This is a genomic window from Amycolatopsis sp. NPDC049159 (assembly GCF_040648295.1).
Lineage (GTDB): Bacteria > Actinomycetota > Actinomycetes > Mycobacteriales > Pseudonocardiaceae > Amycolatopsis > Amycolatopsis pretoriensis_A.
On sequence record NZ_JBEZDL010000033.1, the window covers coordinates 1 to 18,021 of the forward strand.

Below are 18,021 nucleotides of genomic sequence, written 5' to 3' on the forward strand. Positions count from 1 at the left end.
TTGTGCTATTTTGATCTTTTCTGGCGGGGGTTTTGCGCTTAACTTTGATTGGGAAAGTGCGCACCTGGGGGCCGCACTTTCACGTGAAAGTGCGCGGGTCAGCGGCGCCAGAAGTCGTGGGGGGTGCGGCCCGGGCGGAAGCCGCAGGACTCGACCAGTGCCGCGGCCTCGGCGAACCCCCGGCCGACCAGGCCGGGCTCGTGGGCGTCGCTGCCGAACGTGACCGCCTCGCCGCCGTCTTCGAACCACCAGCGGATCACCTCGCCCGGCAGCGGCACCTGCGTGTTGACCTCCAGGGCCCGCCCGCTCGCCTTGAGCGCGCGCAGCACCGTCCGGAACTCCTCCTCGTAGTCCGCCGCCGCGAACGGCGGGCCCTCGGCGGGCCAGGACCGCAGCGCGTAGTCGATGTGCGCGAGCACCGCGAAGTCCGCCGTCGACTCGACCAGGCCGAGCGCCTCCGTCAGGTACGCCCGCAGGATGTCGCCGGGCGGCCGCCCGGAAACCACGGTCAGCTCGTGGTAGTGGTCGCCGTCCGTGAGCGAGTGCACCGAGCCGAGGACACGGTCGAAGTCGTGGGCCGCCAGCAGCGCGTCGGCCCGCGGGCGGTGCCAGTGCGGTTCGCTCAGCTCGACGCCGGACAGGATCCGCAGCGCCGGGAACCGGTCGCGGCACTCGGCGACCGTCGCCAGGTAGCCCTCGACGTCGAGGGCCGGCGGTTCGAGGACGCCGTCCGGGCGCAGCCGCACCCGGAAGTGGTCCGGCAGCAGCGGGCGGACCGGCTCGGGGATCAGCCACGGCGTCAGGTCCGCGTGCTCGGTGAACGCCACCGAGGGCAGACCGAGCTCGAGGGCCCGCTCGCACGAGCCGATCATCGACCCGGTGACCGTGTCCCATGACCATTCGGTGTGGACGTGACCGTCCGGCGGCAGGCTCACCGACCCACCGTAACGCGGTTTTTGGGCTACCGTCTGGCTCATGGCGCAGAAGTCGGCGGCGGTGGAGCTCGAAGTCGGGCACCGGACCGTGCGGGTCTCCAACCCGGACCGGGTCTACTTCCCGGCCCGCGGCGAGACGAAGCTCGACCTGGTCAACTACTACCTCTCGGTGGGCGACGGCATCGTCAACGCCCTGCGCGAGCGGCCGTGCATGCTGCACCGCTTCCCGTCCGGCGTCGCGGGGGAGAAGGTGCACCAGAAGCGCGTGCCGAACGGCGCGCCGCCGTGGCTGGAAACGGTGCGCGTCGACTTCCCGCGCTACGGCAGGCACGCCTACGAGCTGTGCGTCACGGAGCTGGCGCACGTCGCCTGGGCCGTGCAGATGTCCACAGTGGAGTTCCACCCGTGGAACTCCCGGCGCGCCGACACGGAGAAGCCGGACGAGTGGCGCATCGACCTGGACCCCATGCCCGACTGCGGTTTCGACCGCGTGCGCCGCGTCGCCCACGTCGCGCACGAGGTCCTCGACGAGCTCGGCGCGGTCGGCTGGCCGAAGACCTCCGGCGGCCGCGGCCTGCACGTCTACGTCCGGATCGAACCCCGCTGGGGCTTCACCGACGTCCGCCGCGCTGCGCTCGCGTTCGCCCGCGAAGTCGAGCGGCGCGCCCCCGACGACGTCACCACGACCTGGTGGCGCAAGGATCGCGACCCGCGGCTGCTCTTCGTCGACTACAACCAGAACGCCCGCGACCACACCATCGCCGCCGCCTACTCGGTGCGCGGCAACCCCGAGGGCACGGTGTCGACGCCGATCCGGTGGGACGAGATCGACGACGTCGAGCCGGGCGACTGCACCATCGCGACCGTCCCGGCCCGCTTCGCCGAGCTGGGCGACCTCCACGCGGGCATCGACGACGCCGTGTTCTCCCTCGACCCCTTGCTGGAGTGGGCCGACCGCGACGGCGTCGAGGAACCACCCGACCCGGACTGACGTATTTTCCGCGCCCGCCCGCGGCTCTGCCCGGGGTGAAGGTCGTACTGTCGGGTTTGGACGCGGGCGCGTGGAGCCTGGTCGCGTTGCGGGTGGTCCTCGAGCGCGAGGGTCACGAAGTGTCGGTGGCGGCCGACGTGCTGAAAGTCTGCCGCCGGGAGCGGCCGGACTGCCTGGTGCTGTCCACTGTGCGCGGTGCTTCGGGGGTGGACGTGCTTCGCCGCGTGCGCGCCGACCCCGGCCTGGGCGAGCTGCCGGTGGTGCTCGGCGGCCGGCTGCGGAACACGCGCGCGGACCTGCTCGCGCTCGGCTTCGACGAGGTGTTCCCGGTCGCCGCCGCGGATCCCGGGGGAGCCGTGGCGGCACTGCGGGCGTACCTGGCGCGTCAGTCCAGGCGTTCGACGATCGTCGCGTTGGCGAGGCCGCCCGCCTCGCACATCGTCTGCAGGCCGTAGCGGCCGCCGGTCTGCTCCAGCACCGACAGCAGCGTCGTCATCAGCCGGGCGCCGCTGCCGCCGAGCGGGTGCCCGATGGCGATCGCGCCGCCGTTGACGTTGACCTTGGCCGGGTCCGCGCCGATCTCGGCCTGCCAGGCCAGCACGACGCTCGCGAACGCTTCGTTGACCTCGAACGCGTCGATGTCCGAGACGCTCAGCCCGGCCCGGTCGAGGACCTTGCGGGTGGCCGGGATGACGCCGGTGAGCATGTACAGCGGGTCGTCGCCGGCGACGGCGAAGCTGTGGAGCCGGGCACGCGGCCGCAGCCCGAGCGCCTTCGCCGTCTCGGCGCTGGTGATCATCAGTGCGGCGGCACCGTCGTTGATCGGCGACGAGTTCCCGGCGGTGACGTGCCAGCCGAGCTCCGGGAACCGCTGCTCCCAGACGTCGGCGCGGAACGCGGGCCTGAGCCCGGCGAGGATCTCCGGCGTGGTGCCCGGCCGCACGGTCTCGTCGGTCGTGACGTCGACGAGCACCCCGTCCGGCCCGGGCGCCTTGAGCGGCGCGACCTCGCCGGCGAACTTCCCGTCCGCCCACGCCTTCGCGGCCCGCTGGTGGCTTTCGGCGCTGAACTCGTCGAGCTGAGCGCGGCTGAAGCCCCACTTCGCGGCGATGAGCTCGGCGCTGATGCCCTGCGGCACGAGCCCGTCGGGGTAGCGGGCGGCGACGTGCGGCCCGAACGGATCCCGCCCGGCGACCTGGCTGCCCATCGGCACCCGGCTCATGGACTCGACCCCGGAGGCGATGACGGCGTCGTACGCACCGGCGATGACGCCCTGCGCGGCGAAGTGGACGGCCTGCTGGCTGCTCCCGCACTGCCGGTCCACGGTCACGGCGGGCACCGACTCCGGGAGGCCCGCGGCCAGCGCGGCCCAGCGGGCGGTGTTCATGCTCTGCTCACCGATCTGGCCGACGGCCCCGGAGATGACGTCGTCGATCCGGGCCGGGTCGATGCCGGTGCGCTGGACGAGCTCGCGCAAGACGTGGGCATGCAGGTCGACCGGGTGCACCCCGGCGAGCGTTCCGTTCGGCTTGCCCTTGCCGATGGGGGTCCGTACCGCGTCGACGATCACCGCGTCCGTCATGGCGTCTGCCTCCTCGCAGATCGGGGATGTGTTCGGTATACGCCGGGTAAGTTGGATTACACAACTCACCTGTCCGGCACGTCACAAAGGGGAGTGGGCCCGTGGGTGATCGACGGCCGCTTCCCGACCGAAGTGCTAGGTTGGATTTTCAACCCGATGGAGGTGGCATGGTCCGGCGTGGTCGTGAGTGCTCGGTCGCCGAGGCCCTCGAGGTCGTCGGTGAACGGTGGAGCCTCCTGGCGTTGCGCGAGATCATGCTCGGCGAACGGCGGTTCAACCAGATCGCCGAGAACACCGGTGCCAGCCGGGACATCCTCGCCACCCGGCTGCGGAAGCTCGTCGACGCCGGGGTGCTCGAAAAGGTCCAGTACGAGGCCCACCCGCCGCGGCACGAGTACTACCCGACCGAAGCCGGGCGGGCGTTGCAGCCGATCCTGCTCGGGCTGATGGCCTGGGGTGACAAGTACGTCCACCAGGGCGAACCGCCCACCCTCTGGCGTCACGCCTGTGGTGAAGAGCTGCTTCCGGTCACCGTCTGCGCGCACTGCGGCGAGCCGGTCAACGCGCCGGGCACCCACGCGATCCGGCTCGGGGCCGTCCACTCCTGATCCACACCGCAAAAAGGCCTCCTCGCATCCCCCGCGAGGAGGCCTTTTTGCGGCCCGGGCGTTGACTTGAGACCCCCGTCACGGTAACTCTTGAACGAATCAGTGCAAGAACCTGACAGCAGCGCGAGAAATCGCAGCAGTCGTCAGGAAGCCCTCGACGAAGAGGTGCCCATGACGTGCTGCCCGCGTGCGCCGCCGAACCGGTTCCGCGCGTGTCCGTTCCCTGGTTGTGCCGTCCCGACGCGTCTCCCCTCCTCCCCGGATCCGAGGAACCCCATGAGAACGAAGCGACTCCTGTCGCGCGCGGCGACCTACGCCGCCCTGTCCCTCCTCCTGGCCGCACCCGCCGTGGCTGCCGGCAACGTGCCCGCACCCGCACCCGCACCCGCACCCGCACCCGCCGCTGTTGCCGCGGAAGCGGCGGCCGCGACCTACACCGCGAGCAGCCAGCTCGCCGGCTACCCCGCCTCGAACGTCGGCGACGGCAACCAGGCCACCTACTGGGAGAGCGCCAACAACCAGTTCCCGCAGTGGGTCCAGGCGGACCTCGGCGCGGCCACCACCGTCGCCCAGGTGGTGCTGAAACTGCCGGCGAACTGGGAGGCCCGCACCGAGACCTTCAACGTCCAGGGCAGCACCAACGGCACCAGCTTCAGCGACCTCAAGCCCGCCGCCGGCTACCGGTTCGACCCGGCCACCGGCAACACCGTCACCGTCGACGTCACCGGCAGCACCCGGTACGTCCGGCTGAACGTCAGCGCCAACACCGGCTGGCCCGCCGCGCAGCTGTCGGAGTTCGAGGTGCACGGCCCGGCCGGCGGGGACACGCAGCCGCCGTCCGCGCCCGGCAACCTCGCCTACACCCAGCCCGCGAGCGGCCAGATCCGGCTGACCTGGTCGGCCTCGACCGACAACACCGGGGTCGCCGGCTACGACGTCTACGCGAACAACCAGCTGCGCGGCAGCGTCGCCGGGAACGTCCTGACCTACACCGACAGCCAGCCCGACGGCACCACCGTCTCGTACTTCGTGCGCGCGAAGGACGCCGCGGGCAACCAGTCGGGCACCAGCAACACCGTCACCCGCACCGGCACCCAGGCCGGGACGAACCTCGCCGTGGGCAAGCCGATCACGGCGTCGTCGACCGAGTTCACCTTCGTCGCCGCCAACGCCAACGACAACTCGACCAGCACGTACTGGGAGGGCGGCGGCGGGACCTACCCGAACCTGCTGACCGTCGCGCTCGGCTCGAACGCCGACCTGAACCAGGTCGTCGTCAAGCTCAACCCCGACGCCTCATGGGGCCCGCGCACCCAGACGATCGCCGTCGAAGGCCGGGAGCAGAGCGGCACCGCGTTCACCACGCTGGCCGCCGCGCAGACCTACAGCTTCAGCCCGGGCAGCGGCAACACCGTCACGATCCCGCTCAGCGGCCGGGCCGCCGACGTCCGGCTGCGCGTCACCGCCAACTCCGGCGCCGGCGGCGGGCAGGCCGCGGAGTTCCAGGTCTTCGGCGTCCCCGCGCCCAACCCGGACCTGACCGTGTCGGCCGTGTCCTGGTCGCCGCAGAACCCCGTGGAGACCGACGCGATCACCGCGTCGGCGACCGTCCGCAACGCCGGGACGGCGGCCTCGGGCGCGACGAACGTCAACCTCTACCTGGGCACCACCAAGGTCGGCACCGCGAACGTCGGCGCGCTCGCGGCCGGTGCGTCGGCGACCGTGTCGGCGAACATCGGCACCCGCGACGCCGGCAGCTACCAGCTGACCGCGAAGGTCGACGAGGCCAACGCCGTCATCGAGCAGAACGAGGCCAACAACTCCTACACCGCGTCGACGGCGCTGGTCGTCAGCCCGGTGCAGAGCTCCGACCTCGTCGCGGCGACGGCGTGGTCGCCCGGCAACCCGTCCGCGGGCAACACCGTCACGTTCAGCACGACCCTGCGCAACCAGGGCACGGTCGCGTCGGCGGCCGGGGCCCACGGCATCACGGTGACCGTCACCGACCAGAACGGCACCGTGGTGAAGACCCTCAGCGGCAGCTACACCGGCGCGATCGCCGCGGGTGCCACCGCGGCGCCGGTCACCGTCGGGACCTGGACCGCCGCCAACGGCCGGTACACGGTCAAGACGGTCGTCGCGAACGACGCCAACGAGCTGCCGGTCAAGCAGGCCAACAACACCAGCACCCAGGCGCTGTTCGTCGGCCGGGGCGCGAACATGCCCTACGACATGTACGAGGCCGAGGACGGCGTCGTCGCGGGCGGTGCTTCGGTGGTCGGTCCCAACCGCACCATCGGCGACCTCGCCGGTGAAGCGTCGGGCCGCAAGGCCGTCACGCTGAACTCGACCGGCTCGTCGGTGGAGTTCACCACCCGCGCGTCGACCAACACCCTCGTCACCCGGTTCTCCATCCCGGACTCGGCGGGCGGCGGCGGGCAGAACTCGACGCTGAACGTCTACGTCGACGGCACGTTCCTGAAGGCCATCGACCTGACCTCGCACTACGCCTGGCTCTACGGCGCCGAAACCGGCCCGGGCAACTCGCCGGGCGCCGGGCCGCGGCACATCTACGACGAGGCCGGCGCGATGCTCGGCACGACCGTGCCCGCCGGGCACAAGATCAAGCTGCAGAAGGACGCGGCCAACAGCACGAACTACGCGATCGACTTCGTGAACTTCGAGCAGGCCACCGCGACCGCCAACCCGGACCCGGCACACTTCGCCGTGCCCACCGGCTTCACGCAGCAGGACGTGCAGAGCGCCCTCGACAAGGTCCGCCAGGACACGACACTGACCGGCGTCTACCTGCCGGCCGGGAACTACGCGATGTCGAGCAAGCTGAACGTCTACGGCAAGGCCGTGACGGTCACCGGCGCCGGGCCGTGGTTCACGAAGTTCTCCGCGCCTTCGGGTCAGGAGAACACCGACATCGGCATCGACGTGCAGGCGAGCGCGAACGGGTCGACGTTCAGCGGGTTCGCGGTGTTCGGGAACTACACCTCCCGCATCGACGGTCCCGGCAAGGTGTTCAACCTGACCAACGTCGCCAACCTGACGATCGACAACATCTGGGTCGAGCACCAGGTGGTGATGGTCTGGGGCACGAACGTGGACAACACCACGATCAAGAACTCCCGGATCCGCGACACCTTCGCCGACGGCGTCAACCTGACGAACGGGAGCACCGGCAACCACGTCACCAACATCGAAGCCCGGTCCACCGGCGACGACAGCTTCGCGCTGTTCGCCGCCACGGACCTCAACCCGGGCAACCAGTACGACAACGTGTTCGAGAACCTGACCTCGCTCACCCCGTGGCGCGCGGCCGGGCTGGCGGTCTACGGCGGGTACAGCAACACCTTCCGGAACCTCTACATCGCGGACACGCTGACCTACTCGGCGATCACGATCAGCTCGCTCGACTTCGGCTACCCGTTCCTCGGGTTCGGGCCGCAGCCGACGACGGTCCAGAACGCCTCCCTGGTCCGGGACGGTGGCCACTTCTGGGGCCAGCAGACCTTCCCGGCGATCTGGTTGTTCTCGGCGTCCAAGGAGTTCCGCGGCATCCGGGTGTCCGATGTGGACATCCAGAGCCCGACCTACAGCGGCATCATGTTCCAGACCAAGTACGACGGCACCACGCCGGAGCACCCGGTCGAGGACACCGTGCTGACGAACGTGTCGATCACCGGGGCGCACCGCAGCGGGGACGCCTTCGACGCCAAGTCGGGGATCGGCATCTGGGCCAACGAGCTGCCGGAACCGGGGCAGGGCCCGGCCGTCGGCTCGGCGACGTTCACCGGGCTCACCCTGAGCGACAACGCCCAGGACATCCGCAACACGACCAGCACGTTCACCATCACCCGCAACTGAAAGCACGCACAGGTGCCCGCCGGGAAACCGTTTCCCGGCGGGCACCGCCGTGCCAGGATGGCGCCGGAGGTGGTCGACGTGCGGATCCTGGTCACCGGCGGCACCGGGCAGCTCGGCTCGGCGGTCGTGGCGGGCCTGCGGGCGGCGGGGGAGGAGGTCCGCGTGCTCAGCCGGCGGGCCGCGCCGGACGTCGTCCGGGGTGATCTGCGGACCGGTCGGGGCATCGACAGCGCCGTGGCCGGAGCGGACGTCGTGGTCCACTGCGCCACGGACTTCCTGCACGAGACGACGCTGGCGCGGACGCTGGTCGAGGCCGCGCGCTGGGCCGGCGCCCCGCACCTGGTGTACGTCTCGATCGTCGGCGTCGACCGCGTGCCGCTGGGCTACTACCGGGCCAAGCACGAGACCGAGCAGCTGCTCGCCGCGTCCGGGCTGCCGTACACGATCCAGCGGGCCACGCAGTTCCACGGCCTGGTCCGGACCCTGCTCGCGGGTGCGGCCCGGCTGCCGGTGGTACCGGTGCCGCGGATCTCGTTCCAGCCGGTGGACGTCCGCGACGTCGCCGGGCGGCTCGTCTCACTCGTGTCCGATGAGCCGGCGGGCCGGGTGGCCGACTTCGGCGGCCCGGAGATCCTGACGGCGGCGGAGCTGGCCGGGGCGGTCGGCGAGGTGAGCGGGCGGGTCCGGCGGATCGTGCCGCTGAAGGTCCCGGGGGAGACGTTCCGCGCCTACGCCGGCGGTGGCCACCTGGCCCCGGAGCACCGCGAAGGCGAGATCACGTTCCGGGAGTACCTGACCGAGCATGCTCGGATGTATTCGGATTAATTACGAAGATTCTTGACCTCGGATCCGGATAGGTCATATGTTTGGCGGGCTGCACGCCGGTCCCGCCTTCAACGCCGAACGGATCCGACATGTCGAACCCTCCCTCTCGCCGTACCTTCTTCAAGCTCGGTGGCGCGGTCGGCGCCGGTCTCGCCTTCAGCGGCATCCCGCCTTTCGCTGCCAGTGCGGATGTTCTGCGTCCGGCCGAGGCCGACCTCGTGCCGGACGCGCGGGCGACGACGCTGTGGTACCCGGCCCCCGCGGCCGAGGACAAGATCATCGAGCAGGGCTTGCCGATCGGTAATGGTCGGATCGGTGCCCTGGTCGGCGGTGACCCGGCCGCCGACTTCCTGTACCTCGCCGACGCGTCGCTGTGGACCGGCGGCGCCAACGACGTCCTCGAAGACGACGGCCAGTTCCCCTACGAACGCGAGAAGTTCGGCACCCTCGGCCTGCTGGCCGAGCTGCGGATCTCGGTGCCCGCGCACACCGGCGTCACCGACTACCGCCGCACGCTCGACCTCAGCAACGGCGTCGTCGTGATCACCTACCGGCACCAGGGCGTGCGCTACCGCCGCGAGTACTTCGCGAGCCACCCCGACGACGTCGTGGTCGTCCGGCTCACCGGCGGCCCGGTGACCGGCTCGGTCTCGCTGGAACCCACCCGCGGCGAAACGATGTCCGGCACGGCGGCGTTCGCCGGCTCGTTCGCCAACGGCCTGGAGTACGCGTGCACCGTGGCCGGCGGGGTGACCTTCAGCGGGAGCCGGGACGTCGTCATCGTCTTCAGCGGCGGCACGAACTACGTGCCCGACGCGGCCCGGAAGTTCCTCGACGCCGCCCTCGACCCCTTGGCGCTCGCGAAGCAGAAGGCGGCGAAGGCCGTGCACGCCGGGGGTGGCGCGCTGCTGGCCACGCACGTCGCCGACTACCGGCGGCTCTACGACCGGATGGCCGTCGACCTGGGCCAGTCACCGCCGGCGAAGCGGGCGCTGGACACCTGGTCGCGGCTGCTGGCCCGGCACGACGACCCGGCGACCGCCGACCCGGAGCTGGAGGCGAGCTACCTGCAGTTCGGGCGCTACCTGACCATCACCGGATCGCGCGGCGGCCTGCCGATGGGGCTGCAGGGCCTCTGGCAGAACACCAACACGCCGGACTGGATGAGCGACTACCACACCGACATCAACCTGCAGATGAACTACTGGCTGGCGGACCGGGCGGCGCTGCCCGGGAGTTTCACTGCCTTGGCTGATTACTGCCTCGCGCAGCTTCCCGTGTGGACGGACAGCACGAACCGCCTGTTCAACGACCCGAGGAACCGCTTCCGCAACACCAGCGGCAAGATCGGCGGCTGGGCGGTCGCGTTCTCCACCAACATCTACGGCGGCTCCGGCTGGTGGTGGCACCCGGCCGGCAACGCCTGGCTGTGCAACTCGCTGTGGGACCACTACGCGTTCACCCAGGACAAGGCGTACCTCACGCGGATCTACCCGCTGCTCGAGGGCGCGTGCGAGTTCTGGGAGGCGCGGCTGGTGCCGATGACGCTCGGCGGGCGGGAGGTGCTCGTCGACGACCACGACTGGTCGCCCGAGCACGGGCCGCAGGACACCCGCGGCAACACCTACGCCCAGGAGATCGTCTGGGACCTGTTCGAGCACTACCGCGAAGCCGTCGCGGTGCTCGGGCGGGACCGCGCGTACGGCGACCGGATCGGCGGCCTGCAGCGGAAGCTCTACCTGCCCGAAGTCAGCCCGGCGACCGGCTGGCTCGAGGAGTGGATGTCGCCGGACAACCTCGGCGAGACCACGCACCGGCACCTCTCGCCGCTGATCGGCTTCTTCCCCGGCGACCGGATCGCGGCCGACACGTCCCCGAAGGCCCTGCTCGACGGCGTGCGCGCGCTGCTCGTCGCGCGCGGGATGGACAGCTACGGCTGGGCGACCGCGTGGCGCTCGGCGTGCTGGGCCCGGCTCAAGGACGCCGACCGCGCGTACCAGCTGCTGCTCACGGTGCTGCGGCCGTCGGTGGCCAACGGCAACGGGACCGCGCCCAACTTCTTCGACATGTACAGCCAGGGCAGCTACACGATCTTCCAGATCGACGCGAACCTCGGCGCGCCGGCGGCGATGGTGGAGATGCTCGTGTACTCGCGGCCGGGAGTGCTGGAACTGCTGCCGGCCCTGCCCACGGCGTGGGCGGCCTCGGGCCGGGTGACCGGCATCGGCGCACGCGGCGGGTTCGAGGTCGACCTGTCCTGGCGCGCGGGGAAGGTGACGAAGGCGGTGATCCGCAGCGTCGGCGGCACCCGGACCGAGGTCCGCGCCGGGGCCTGGAAGCGCACGATCACCCTGCGCCCGGGCGGATCGGTCACGGTCCAGCCGAGTTGAGGCGTTGCCGGAGAACCCGGACACGGGCTGGACGGCGGACTTCTCCGACGCGGCGGTGAGGCAGCTCGCCGCCACCGAACTGGCGGCGATCCGGATCGGTGCGATCATCGTGCACGCACGGCGCGAGGAAACGAAGGCGCTGCCGATCAACGCCGTGCTGCTGGTGCCGGCGGCGTTCGTGGCGATCGGCCGGTTCGCCGGCCGAGGATCCGGAGGGTGCGATGACGCTCATCGGCGGGCGGGAAGTGGCCTGGACCGACCACGGCGGACCGGCCCCGGTGGTCGTGCTCCTGCACAGCTTCCTCATGGACGGCCGGATGTTCGCCGCGCAGCTGGCGGCCTTCGAGGGCTTCCGGTGCGTCACCGTCGACGAGCGCGGGCACGGCGGCACCCCCGCCGGCGGCGCGTTCGACTACTGGGACGTCGCCCGGGACGTCCTCGGCGTGCTCGACCACCTCGGAGTCGAGCGCGCGGCGGTCGTCGGGACGAGCCAGGGTGGGTTCGTCGCGCTGCGGCTGGCGCTGCTCGCCCCGGCACGGATCAGCGCCATCGCGGTGCTCGGCACCTCGGCGGCCGCGGAAGACCCCGCCGTCGCGGCCGGCTACCGGGCCGTGCTGGACGCGTGGGTGGCCGGCGGCGCCCCGGCCGAGGTGCTCGACGGCGTCGCGAAGATCTGCTTCGGCGACTTCGACGCTCCGGAGTGGAAGGAGCGCTGGCGCTCGGTACCGCCCGCGCAGCTGACGCCGGCCATGAACGCGCTCGTCGACCGGGACGCCGTCCTGCCGCGCGCGAGCGAGATCTCGTGCCCGGCGCTGGTCCTGCACGGCTCCGCGGACCTCGCCTACCCGGTCGAGCGCGCGTCGGAGCTGGCAGCCGCGCTGCCCGCCGCCGAGCCGCTGGTCGTCGTCGAGGGTGGTGCCCACTTCCTGAGCTTCACCCACGCGGCGGCGGTGGACCCGCCCCTGCGGACGTTCCTCGGGGCGCACGCGTGACGGACGTCGACCTGCGCAAGCTGCGCTACTTCGTCGCGGTCGCCGAGGAGCTGAACTTCGGCCGCGCCGCCGCGCGGCTGCACATCGCGCAGCCGGTGCTGTCGCGGCAGATCCGGGCGCTGGAGGCCGAGCTGCGGGCGCAGCTGTTCCGGCGGGACAAGCGGTCCACCGAGCTCACCGACGCGGGCCGCCAGCTGCTCGCGGACGCGCGTCCGCTGCTGGCCTCGGCCGAAGCCCTGCGCCGCCGGGTCGCGACGGCCGCTCGCGCCACGTTCACCGTGGCGTTCATGCCGGGTCTCACGGTCACCGACGCGGTCCAGGCGCTGTCCGCGCGCCACCCCGGCGTCGCCGTCGAGCTGCTGCGCACGACGTGGGAGGACCAGACCGAGGTGCTGCACGACGGCCGCGCCGACGTCAGCCTGATCCGCCTCCCGGTGGACCGGCGCGGGCTGACCGTCCGGCCGTGGTTCGCCGAACCGCGCGTGGCGGTGGTGCGGGCCGGGCACCGGCTGGCGGGCAAGGAGTCGGTCCGCGTCACCGACCTGGCGGACGAGCACGTGCTCAACGACCCGGACGCGGTCCCGGAATGGCGGGACGTCGCGGTCGAGCTGCGCGACGGCACGGCCCCGCGGCGGCGCGAGTTCCGCAGCGTCGAAGAGAAGCTGGAGCACGTCGCCGCCGGGCGCGGGATCGCGGTGGTGCCGCGGTCGACGTCGGCGTACTACACCCGGCCGGACGTCGCGCACGTGCCGGTCGAGGACCTGCCGCCCAACGAGGTCTGCCTCGCCTGGGTGGCCACCCGGCGATCGCGGCTGATCTCCGAGTTCGCGGAGATCATCGCCGGGGAAGACCGGACGACGAGCACGGGAGAGCGATGATCCGCTGGGCGACCTTCGACTGTTTCGGCACGCTGGTGGACTGGCGCCACGGCATCGCCACCGGGATCGAGCTGCTGTTCCCCGGCCGCGGCGCGGAGCTGCTCGAGGTCTACAACCGCTTCGAACCCCAGGTGCAGGCGGAAGAACCGGGGCGGCGCTACCGCGAGGTGCTCGCCGAGTCCCCGCGCCGGACCGCGGCCGAAGCCGGGCTGGAGCTGGTGCCCGACGACGCGTCCGTGCTCGGCACCGGGCTGCCGCACTGGCCGGTTTTCCCGGACACCCGCGCGGCACTGGCCGGGCTGCGGGAAGCGGGCTGGCGGATCGCCTTGCTGACCAACTGCGACCGCGACCTGATCGGCGAGACCCAGCGCCGGCTGGTGGTCCCGGTCGACGCGATCGTCACCGCGGAGGGCGTCGGCGAGTACAAACCCGCCCACGGCCACTTCCGGCGCTTCGCCGAGACTTTCGGCGCCACCGCGGAGAACTGGGTGCACATCGCGCAGAGCCACTTCCACGACATGGTGCCGGCGCGGGCGCTGGGCATCCCGCGCGTGTGGATCAACCGGCACGCGGACCCGCACGACCCGGCGGTGGCGGATGCCGTCCTGCCGGGTTTGGCCGGGCTGCCGCCGGTGGTCGAGCGGGTGCACGCGGCGGCCCGCTAACGCTCGGCCGCCACCCGCAACTCCGCTCGCCGCACCGGGAACAGGCCCGCGCGCAGGCTCCGCCACACCTTCGACGGCCGGCGCCGGGCCACCGCCGCCGGGGCGGGGCCGGCCCGGTACTCCATCTCCACCTTGGCCCAGTCGTAGATCCAGTCGCCTCGCATACCGATCCCTCACTCCGTCGAACGGTGCCGAACGCTGTCGAACGTTGCCGACGGAGTCCACGATCGTGCTGAGGCCGCCCCGCCCGCATCGGGCGAACACGCACTCCGGCCGGGCCGGGCCCTTACCCCCGGAGTTCGGCCACCGCGTCCAGGTGCCGCGGCGCCCAGCCGAGTTCGCGCCTGGCCCGGGCCGCCGTCAGGCGCTGGTCCAGCGCGAACGCTTCGGCGATCGGCCCCATCCGGTCCGCCGCCTCCTCGGACGACAGCGAAGTGACACGGCCGGGACAGCCGGCGGCGTGGGTAAGGGCTTCGACGACGTCCCGCACCGGCACGTTCTGGCTCACCCCCGCGTACACCGCCTTCGCCGGCGCGTTCAGGGCGAGCACGTACAGCTCGGCGACGTCCTCGACGTGCACGACGGCCCAGTGGTTGCCGCCGTCGCCGATCATCGGGACCGAACCCGCCGCGCGCCCGGGCTCGGCGAAGAACGCCTCGACGAGCCCGCCGCTGAGGCCGTAGACCAGGCCGGGCATCACGAGCACCGGATGGCCGCCGCGCGAGAGGACCCGGTCCTCGTTCGCGCGGCGCCACGCCGTGATCGACGGCGGGGACTGGGGCGTGTCCTCGTCGACCACGCCGTCGGTGTTCCCGTAGACCCAGACGCCGCCGGTGTGCACGTACGGCCCGCGGTCGCCGAGGCCGTCCTGCAGGGCGTCGGCGGCCGCGCGGTCGACTTCGGCGGTGTCAGCGCCGTAGTGCTGGCCGAGGTGGATGACGCCGTCGGCCGAGGCCGCGGCCTCGCGCAGGACGCCGGTGTCCGTCAGCCCGCCCGTGACCGGTCGCGCACCCAGTCCGGTGAGCGTCCGCGCCGCGGCTTCGCTGCGGGCCAGCGCGCTCACCTCGTGCCCGTCCCGCACGAGTGCCCGGACGGTCGCGCGGCCGACGTACCCGGAGCCGCCGGTGAGGAAGACCTTCATTGCCAACCCTTCGTGGTCGTGGTGGTTCGCCCTCCACTCTCGGCCGGACCCCGCCGCCGCGTCCAAGACCCTTCCCGTCGCCTTTGATACCTTCGGGGCACCATGACCGCGACGACGTTCCTGTTCGTGCCCGGCGACCGGCCCGACCGCTTCGCCAAGGCGGTGGTAAGCGGCGCCGACGTCGTGATCGCAGACCTCGAAGACGCCGTGGCCCCGGCGGATAAGGACACCGCCCGCGCGGCGGTCGGCGAGTGGCTGGCGGGCGGCGGCACGGCAATGGTCCGGATCAACGCCCCGGGCACGCCGTGGTTCGAGGCCGACGCCGCGCTCGTGGCGGCGCGCGGGGTGCCGGTCATGGTGCCGAAGGCGGAGACGCCGGGTGTGCTCGCCGGGTTCCGCGAGGTCGTGGCCCTGGTCGAAACCGCGCGGGGCGTCGAAGGCGCCGGTGAACTGGCGGCCGTGCCGTCGGTGTCACGGCTGGCGTTCGGCAGCGTCGACCTGGCGGCGGAACTCGGCGTCGACCCGGACGACCCGGAGCCGTTCGCCTACGCCCGTTCGCGGCTGGTGGTCGCCTCCGCGGCGGCGGGTCTGGCCCCGCCGGTGGACGGCGTGACGACGGACCTGAGCGACGACGAACGGCTGTCCGCCGATGTCCGCTACGCGCGGCGGCTGGGGTTCGGCGGGAAGCTGTGCGTCCACCCGCGGCAGATCGCCCTGGTCCGAGCGGGTTTCGAGCCCACGGAAGCGGAACGCGCCTGGGCACGACGTGTCGTCACGGCGGGCGATTCGGTGTCCACTGTGGACGGGAAGATGGTGGACAAGCCGGTGCTCACCCGCGCCCGGCGGATCCTGGGGGAGTGAGGCCGGCCGGACCCGCGGTACCACAAGATCCCGATGCGCTACACGGCTCCCTGACGCCGCAACGCCTCCGCGTCGAAGCCGAACTCCGTCAGCACCGCGTCGGTGTGCTCGCCCACGTCCGGCACCGGGTCCATCCGGGGCGCCCGGCCGGCGACGGTGATCGGCGGCAGCGTCGCCCGGATCGGCCCGGCCGGCGTCGCCACGTCGGCGAAGCGGTCGCGTGCCGTCAGCTGCGGGTGGCTCAGGACGTCGGTCAGCTCGCGGCGACGCGCGTGCGCGATCCGGCCCGCCTTCAGCCGGGACTCCAGCTCACCGCCGCTCAACCCGGCGAAGATCGCCTCGATTTCGCCCTCGAGCAGCGCCCGGTTGGCGACGCGGGCGCTGCCGGTCGCGAACCGCTCGTCCGTCACCCACTCCGGCCGCTCGACCGCGTGCTCGCAGAACGCCGCCCACTCGCGGTCGTTCTGCACCGCCAGCACCAGCTCGGTGCCGTCCCCCGCGGCGAACGTGCCGTACGGCGCGATCGCGGGGTGGCTCGTGCCCGTCCGCGGGGGTGGCGTCCCGCCGTAACCCGCGTAGTACAACGGAAATCCCATCCACTCGACGAGCGAGTCGAACAGGCTGACCTCCAGCTCCGTGCCCCGCCCGGTGCGCTCCCGGTCGTAGAGTGCGGACAGGATGCCGGAGAACGCGTACATCCCGGCGCCGATGTCGGCGGCCGGGATGCCGCTCTTCGCCGGCTCCGCCTCGGACCCGGTCACCGAAACCAGGCCGGCCTCGGACTGGATGAGCAGGTCGTACGCCTTCGCGTCGCGGTAGGGTCCGCTCGAGCCGTACCCCGACACCGAGCACGTGATCAGCCGCGGCCGGGACGCGCGGATGTCCGCCGCACCCAAGCCGAGCCGCTCGGCGACGCCGGGGGCGAAGTTCTGCACGAAGACGTCGGCCCGGTCCAGCAGCGCGGCCATCACCCCACCCGCGGCCTCGCTCTTCAGGTCGAGCGTGATGCTCTCCTTCGACCGGTTGAGCCAGACGAAGTGGCTGGACAGGCCGTGCACGGTTTCGTCGTACGCGCGGGCGAAGTCGCCGCTGCCCGGCCGTTCGATCTTGAGCACGCGGGCGCCGAGGTCGGCCAGGTGCCGGGTGGCCAGTGGCGCGGCGACCGCCTGTTCGCAGGACACGACCGTGACGCCGTCGAGGGGCAACGAAAACATGGCCGCATCCTGCCACCGGACCTCAGCCGGCGCGGGCGATGGCGATGTTCCCGGCCAGCCGCGCGCCGGCCTCGTAGATCATGTACTCCCAGCCCTGGTAGGTGCCGAAGCTCGGCGCCGCGCAGCGCCCGTTGTCCGGGGCGCCGGCCAGCGGGGCGTGGAACACCCCGAGGTGGTCGCGCTTCGAGAAATCGGTCCCGACCTCGGTGATCATCAGCTTCCCGCCGTGCGCGATGTCGGTGTTGTAGACGACGTACGTGCTCCCGTTGCGCTCCAGCAGGTGCGGGCCGCCGATGTCGGACGCGCCGACGTCGGTGTGGCGCACCAGCGGCGTCTGGGAGAACGTCCACGTCCGCGCGTCGGCCGACCAGCCCCAGCCGATGTCACGGTGGTTGGTGGTGTTGTTGAGCATGAAGACCATGACGTACCGGGCGTTCTTCGCCGGCAGGTCGTGGCGGAACACCCGGGCGTAGGACGTCTCGGTGGTGCCCGCGGGCTGCAGCCGCGTCGAGAGGACTTCCTTCTCGTAGCCGAAGTGGATGCCGTCGGCCGAGCTGGCCAGCCGCGTCACGGTGTTCTCGCCGTGGAAGTACAGGTAGAGCCGCTGGACGTCGTCGTTCCACAGGGCGTGCGGGGAGGAGACGTGGCTGACCGAGTACTCACCCGGCCACGAGTTCTTGATGACCGGGTTGCCGGCGTACTCGGTGAACTCCTCGTCGAGGGAGTTCGCGTACGCCAGGCAGATCCCGCCGGGCGCGTCGTGCGGGGCGTAGTAGAGGTAGTACGCGCCGAGCGCGCCCGGGATGCGGCCCTTGGTCCCCCGGATGCAGGGGAAGATCAGCTCGCCGGTGGGGTTGTAGCGCAGCTTGCTCTTCACGAGGGCGAGCCGCTGGTACCGGTAGTCCGGGAACCCGGCCGGTGCCGCGGAGGCGGTCCCGGGCAGGAACGCGGCCGCGCCGAGCGCGGCGGTACCGGCCAGCAGGCCGCGGCGGGTGAGGGTCATGGCGGCTCCTCCGTCGTCGAAGTGTGCCGTGACGGTGGCATGGGGCCGGGGCTGGGTCAA

The 18,021-nt window shown here is 72.0% G+C and carries 16 protein-coding genes; 10 read left to right on the forward strand and 6 right to left on the reverse strand.

The genetic code is table 11. From position 1 onward, the window contains the following. Window positions 1-98: 98 nt before the first annotated feature. Window positions 99-935 (reverse strand): PHP domain-containing protein, encoded by an 837-nt coding sequence (locus AB0B33_RS41810; protein WP_360782367.1) that lies wholly within the window; start codon window positions 933-935, stop codon window positions 99-101. Window positions 936-975: 40 nt separating this feature from the next. Between AB0B33_RS41810 and ligD the strand changes: the two genes are divergently transcribed. Both ligD and AB0B33_RS41820 read left to right on the forward strand, forming a co-directional pair. Next, window positions 976-1,926 carry a non-homologous end-joining DNA ligase gene (ligD, locus tag AB0B33_RS41815; protein ID WP_247023416.1) on the forward strand — a complete coding sequence of 317 codons (951 nt, stop codon included), beginning with the start codon at window positions 976-978 and terminating at the stop codon, window positions 1,924-1,926. A 35-nt stretch (window positions 1,927-1,961) separates the two neighbouring features. Continuing rightward, window positions 1,962-2,381 carry a hypothetical protein gene (locus tag AB0B33_RS41820; RefSeq protein WP_360782370.1) on the forward strand — a complete coding sequence of 140 codons (420 nt, stop codon included), beginning with the start codon at window positions 1,962-1,964 and terminating at the stop codon, window positions 2,379-2,381. On the opposite strand, the gene AB0B33_RS41825 is transcribed toward AB0B33_RS41820, so the two are convergent. Further along, complete coding sequence (locus AB0B33_RS41825; RefSeq protein ID WP_360782371.1) at window positions 2,312-3,508, reverse strand: thiolase family protein; 1,197 nt, start codon at window positions 3,506-3,508, stop codon at window positions 2,312-2,314. The two genes, AB0B33_RS41820 and AB0B33_RS41825, sit on opposite strands and share 70 nt — an antisense overlap. Before the next feature lie 167 nt (window positions 3,509-3,675). On the opposite strand from AB0B33_RS41825, the gene AB0B33_RS41830 reads away from it, so the two are divergent. The 7 genes from AB0B33_RS41830 to AB0B33_RS41860 all read left to right on the forward strand — a co-directional run bounded on the left by AB0B33_RS41830 (window position 3,676) and on the right by AB0B33_RS41860 (window position 13,742). Beyond that, window positions 3,676-4,116 (forward strand): helix-turn-helix domain-containing protein, encoded by a 441-nt coding sequence (locus AB0B33_RS41830; RefSeq protein ID WP_247023413.1) that lies wholly within the window; start codon window positions 3,676-3,678, stop codon window positions 4,114-4,116. Between the two features lie 276 nt (window positions 4,117-4,392). Beyond that, window positions 4,393-7,992, forward strand: a complete 3,600-nt coding sequence (locus AB0B33_RS41835; protein ID WP_360782374.1) for a discoidin domain-containing protein — start codon at window positions 4,393-4,395, stop codon at window positions 7,990-7,992. Between the two features lie 69 nt (window positions 7,993-8,061). Beyond that, window positions 8,062-8,817, forward strand: coding sequence for an SDR family oxidoreductase (locus AB0B33_RS41840; protein ID WP_360782554.1), 756 nt, complete (start codon window positions 8,062-8,064; stop codon window positions 8,815-8,817). 89 nt (window positions 8,818-8,906) lie between these two features. Then, the gene (locus AB0B33_RS41845) at window positions 8,907-11,207 is read left to right on the forward strand and encodes a glycoside hydrolase N-terminal domain-containing protein (RefSeq protein ID WP_360782376.1); all 2,301 of its coding nucleotides are present in this window, start codon (window positions 8,907-8,909) and stop codon (window positions 11,205-11,207) included. A gap of 221 nt (window positions 11,208-11,428) precedes the next feature. Beyond that, window positions 11,429-12,199, forward strand: a complete 771-nt coding sequence (locus tag AB0B33_RS41850) for an alpha/beta hydrolase (protein ID WP_360782378.1) — start codon at window positions 11,429-11,431, stop codon at window positions 12,197-12,199. After that, window positions 12,196-13,077 (forward strand): LysR substrate-binding domain-containing protein, encoded by an 882-nt coding sequence (locus AB0B33_RS41855; protein WP_360782380.1) that lies wholly within the window; start codon window positions 12,196-12,198, stop codon window positions 13,075-13,077. Before AB0B33_RS41850 ends, AB0B33_RS41855 begins: the two co-directional genes overlap by 4 nt. Then, entirely contained in the window at window positions 13,074-13,742 is a 669-nt protein-coding gene (locus tag AB0B33_RS41860; RefSeq protein WP_360782383.1) for an HAD family hydrolase, read from the forward strand. Before AB0B33_RS41855 ends, AB0B33_RS41860 begins: the two co-directional genes overlap by 4 nt. On the opposite strand, the gene AB0B33_RS41865 is transcribed toward AB0B33_RS41860, so the two are convergent. Together AB0B33_RS41865 and AB0B33_RS41870 are read right to left on the reverse strand one after the other, a co-directional pair. Beyond that, on the reverse strand, window positions 13,739-13,906 hold the full coding sequence (locus AB0B33_RS41865; RefSeq protein WP_247023406.1) for a hypothetical protein: 168 nt from the start codon (window positions 13,904-13,906) through the stop codon (window positions 13,739-13,741). The genes AB0B33_RS41860 and AB0B33_RS41865 overlap by 4 nt on opposite strands. Window positions 13,907-14,028: 122 nt before the next feature. After that, entirely contained in the window at window positions 14,029-14,883 is an 855-nt protein-coding gene (locus tag AB0B33_RS41870) for an NAD-dependent epimerase/dehydratase family protein (protein ID WP_360782384.1), read from the reverse strand. A 102-nt stretch (window positions 14,884-14,985) separates the two neighbouring features. Here AB0B33_RS41870 and AB0B33_RS41875 point away from each other — a divergent pair, with 102 nt between their 5' ends. After that, on the forward strand, window positions 14,986-15,744 hold the full coding sequence (locus AB0B33_RS41875; RefSeq protein ID WP_360782385.1) for a CoA ester lyase: 759 nt from the start codon (window positions 14,986-14,988) through the stop codon (window positions 15,742-15,744). A 38-nt stretch (window positions 15,745-15,782) separates the two neighbouring features. Here AB0B33_RS41875 and AB0B33_RS41880 read toward each other — a convergent pair whose 3' ends face one another. Further along, the gene (locus AB0B33_RS41880) at window positions 15,783-16,958 is read right to left on the reverse strand and encodes a CaiB/BaiF CoA-transferase family protein (protein ID WP_360782387.1); all 1,176 of its coding nucleotides are present in this window, start codon (window positions 16,956-16,958) and stop codon (window positions 15,783-15,785) included. Between the two features lie 22 nt (window positions 16,959-16,980). After that, window positions 16,981-17,961 (reverse strand): hypothetical protein, encoded by a 981-nt coding sequence (locus AB0B33_RS41885; protein WP_360782389.1) that lies wholly within the window; start codon window positions 17,959-17,961, stop codon window positions 16,981-16,983. Window positions 17,962-18,021: the final 60 nt, after the last annotated feature.

What these genes read in the sequence shown, in the direction of transcription:
- AB0B33_RS41870 (WP_360782384.1), bottom strand. Translation starts at nt 14,883, where the DNA reads ATGAAGGTCTTCCTCACCGGCGGCTCCGGGTACGTCGGCCGCGCGACC.
- ligD (WP_247023416.1), top strand. Translation starts at nt 976, where the DNA reads ATGGCGCAGAAGTCGGCGGCGGTGGAGCTCGAAGTCGGGCACCGGACC.
- AB0B33_RS41825 (WP_360782371.1), bottom strand. Translation starts at nt 3,508, where the DNA reads ATGACGGACGCGGTGATCGTCGACGCGGTACGGACCCCCATCGGCAAG.
- AB0B33_RS41875 (WP_360782385.1), top strand. Translation starts at nt 14,986, where the DNA reads ATGACCGCGACGACGTTCCTGTTCGTGCCCGGCGACCGGCCCGACCGC.
- AB0B33_RS41850 (WP_360782378.1), top strand. Translation starts at nt 11,429, where the DNA reads ATGACGCTCATCGGCGGGCGGGAAGTGGCCTGGACCGACCACGGCGGA.
- AB0B33_RS41880 (WP_360782387.1), bottom strand. Translation starts at nt 16,958, where the DNA reads ATGTTTTCGTTGCCCCTCGACGGCGTCACGGTCGTGTCCTGCGAACAG.
- AB0B33_RS41830 (WP_247023413.1), top strand. Translation starts at nt 3,676, where the DNA reads ATGGTCCGGCGTGGTCGTGAGTGCTCGGTCGCCGAGGCCCTCGAGGTC.
- AB0B33_RS41835 (WP_360782374.1), top strand. Translation starts at nt 4,393, where the DNA reads ATGAGAACGAAGCGACTCCTGTCGCGCGCGGCGACCTACGCCGCCCTG.
- AB0B33_RS41860 (WP_360782383.1), top strand. Translation starts at nt 13,074, where the DNA reads ATGATCCGCTGGGCGACCTTCGACTGTTTCGGCACGCTGGTGGACTGG.
- AB0B33_RS41845 (WP_360782376.1), top strand. Translation starts at nt 8,907, where the DNA reads ATGTCGAACCCTCCCTCTCGCCGTACCTTCTTCAAGCTCGGTGGCGCG.
- AB0B33_RS41885 (WP_360782389.1), bottom strand. Translation starts at nt 17,961, where the DNA reads ATGACCCTCACCCGCCGCGGCCTGCTGGCCGGTACCGCCGCGCTCGGC.
- AB0B33_RS41865 (WP_247023406.1), bottom strand. Translation starts at nt 13,906, where the DNA reads ATGCGAGGCGACTGGATCTACGACTGGGCCAAGGTGGAGATGGAGTAC.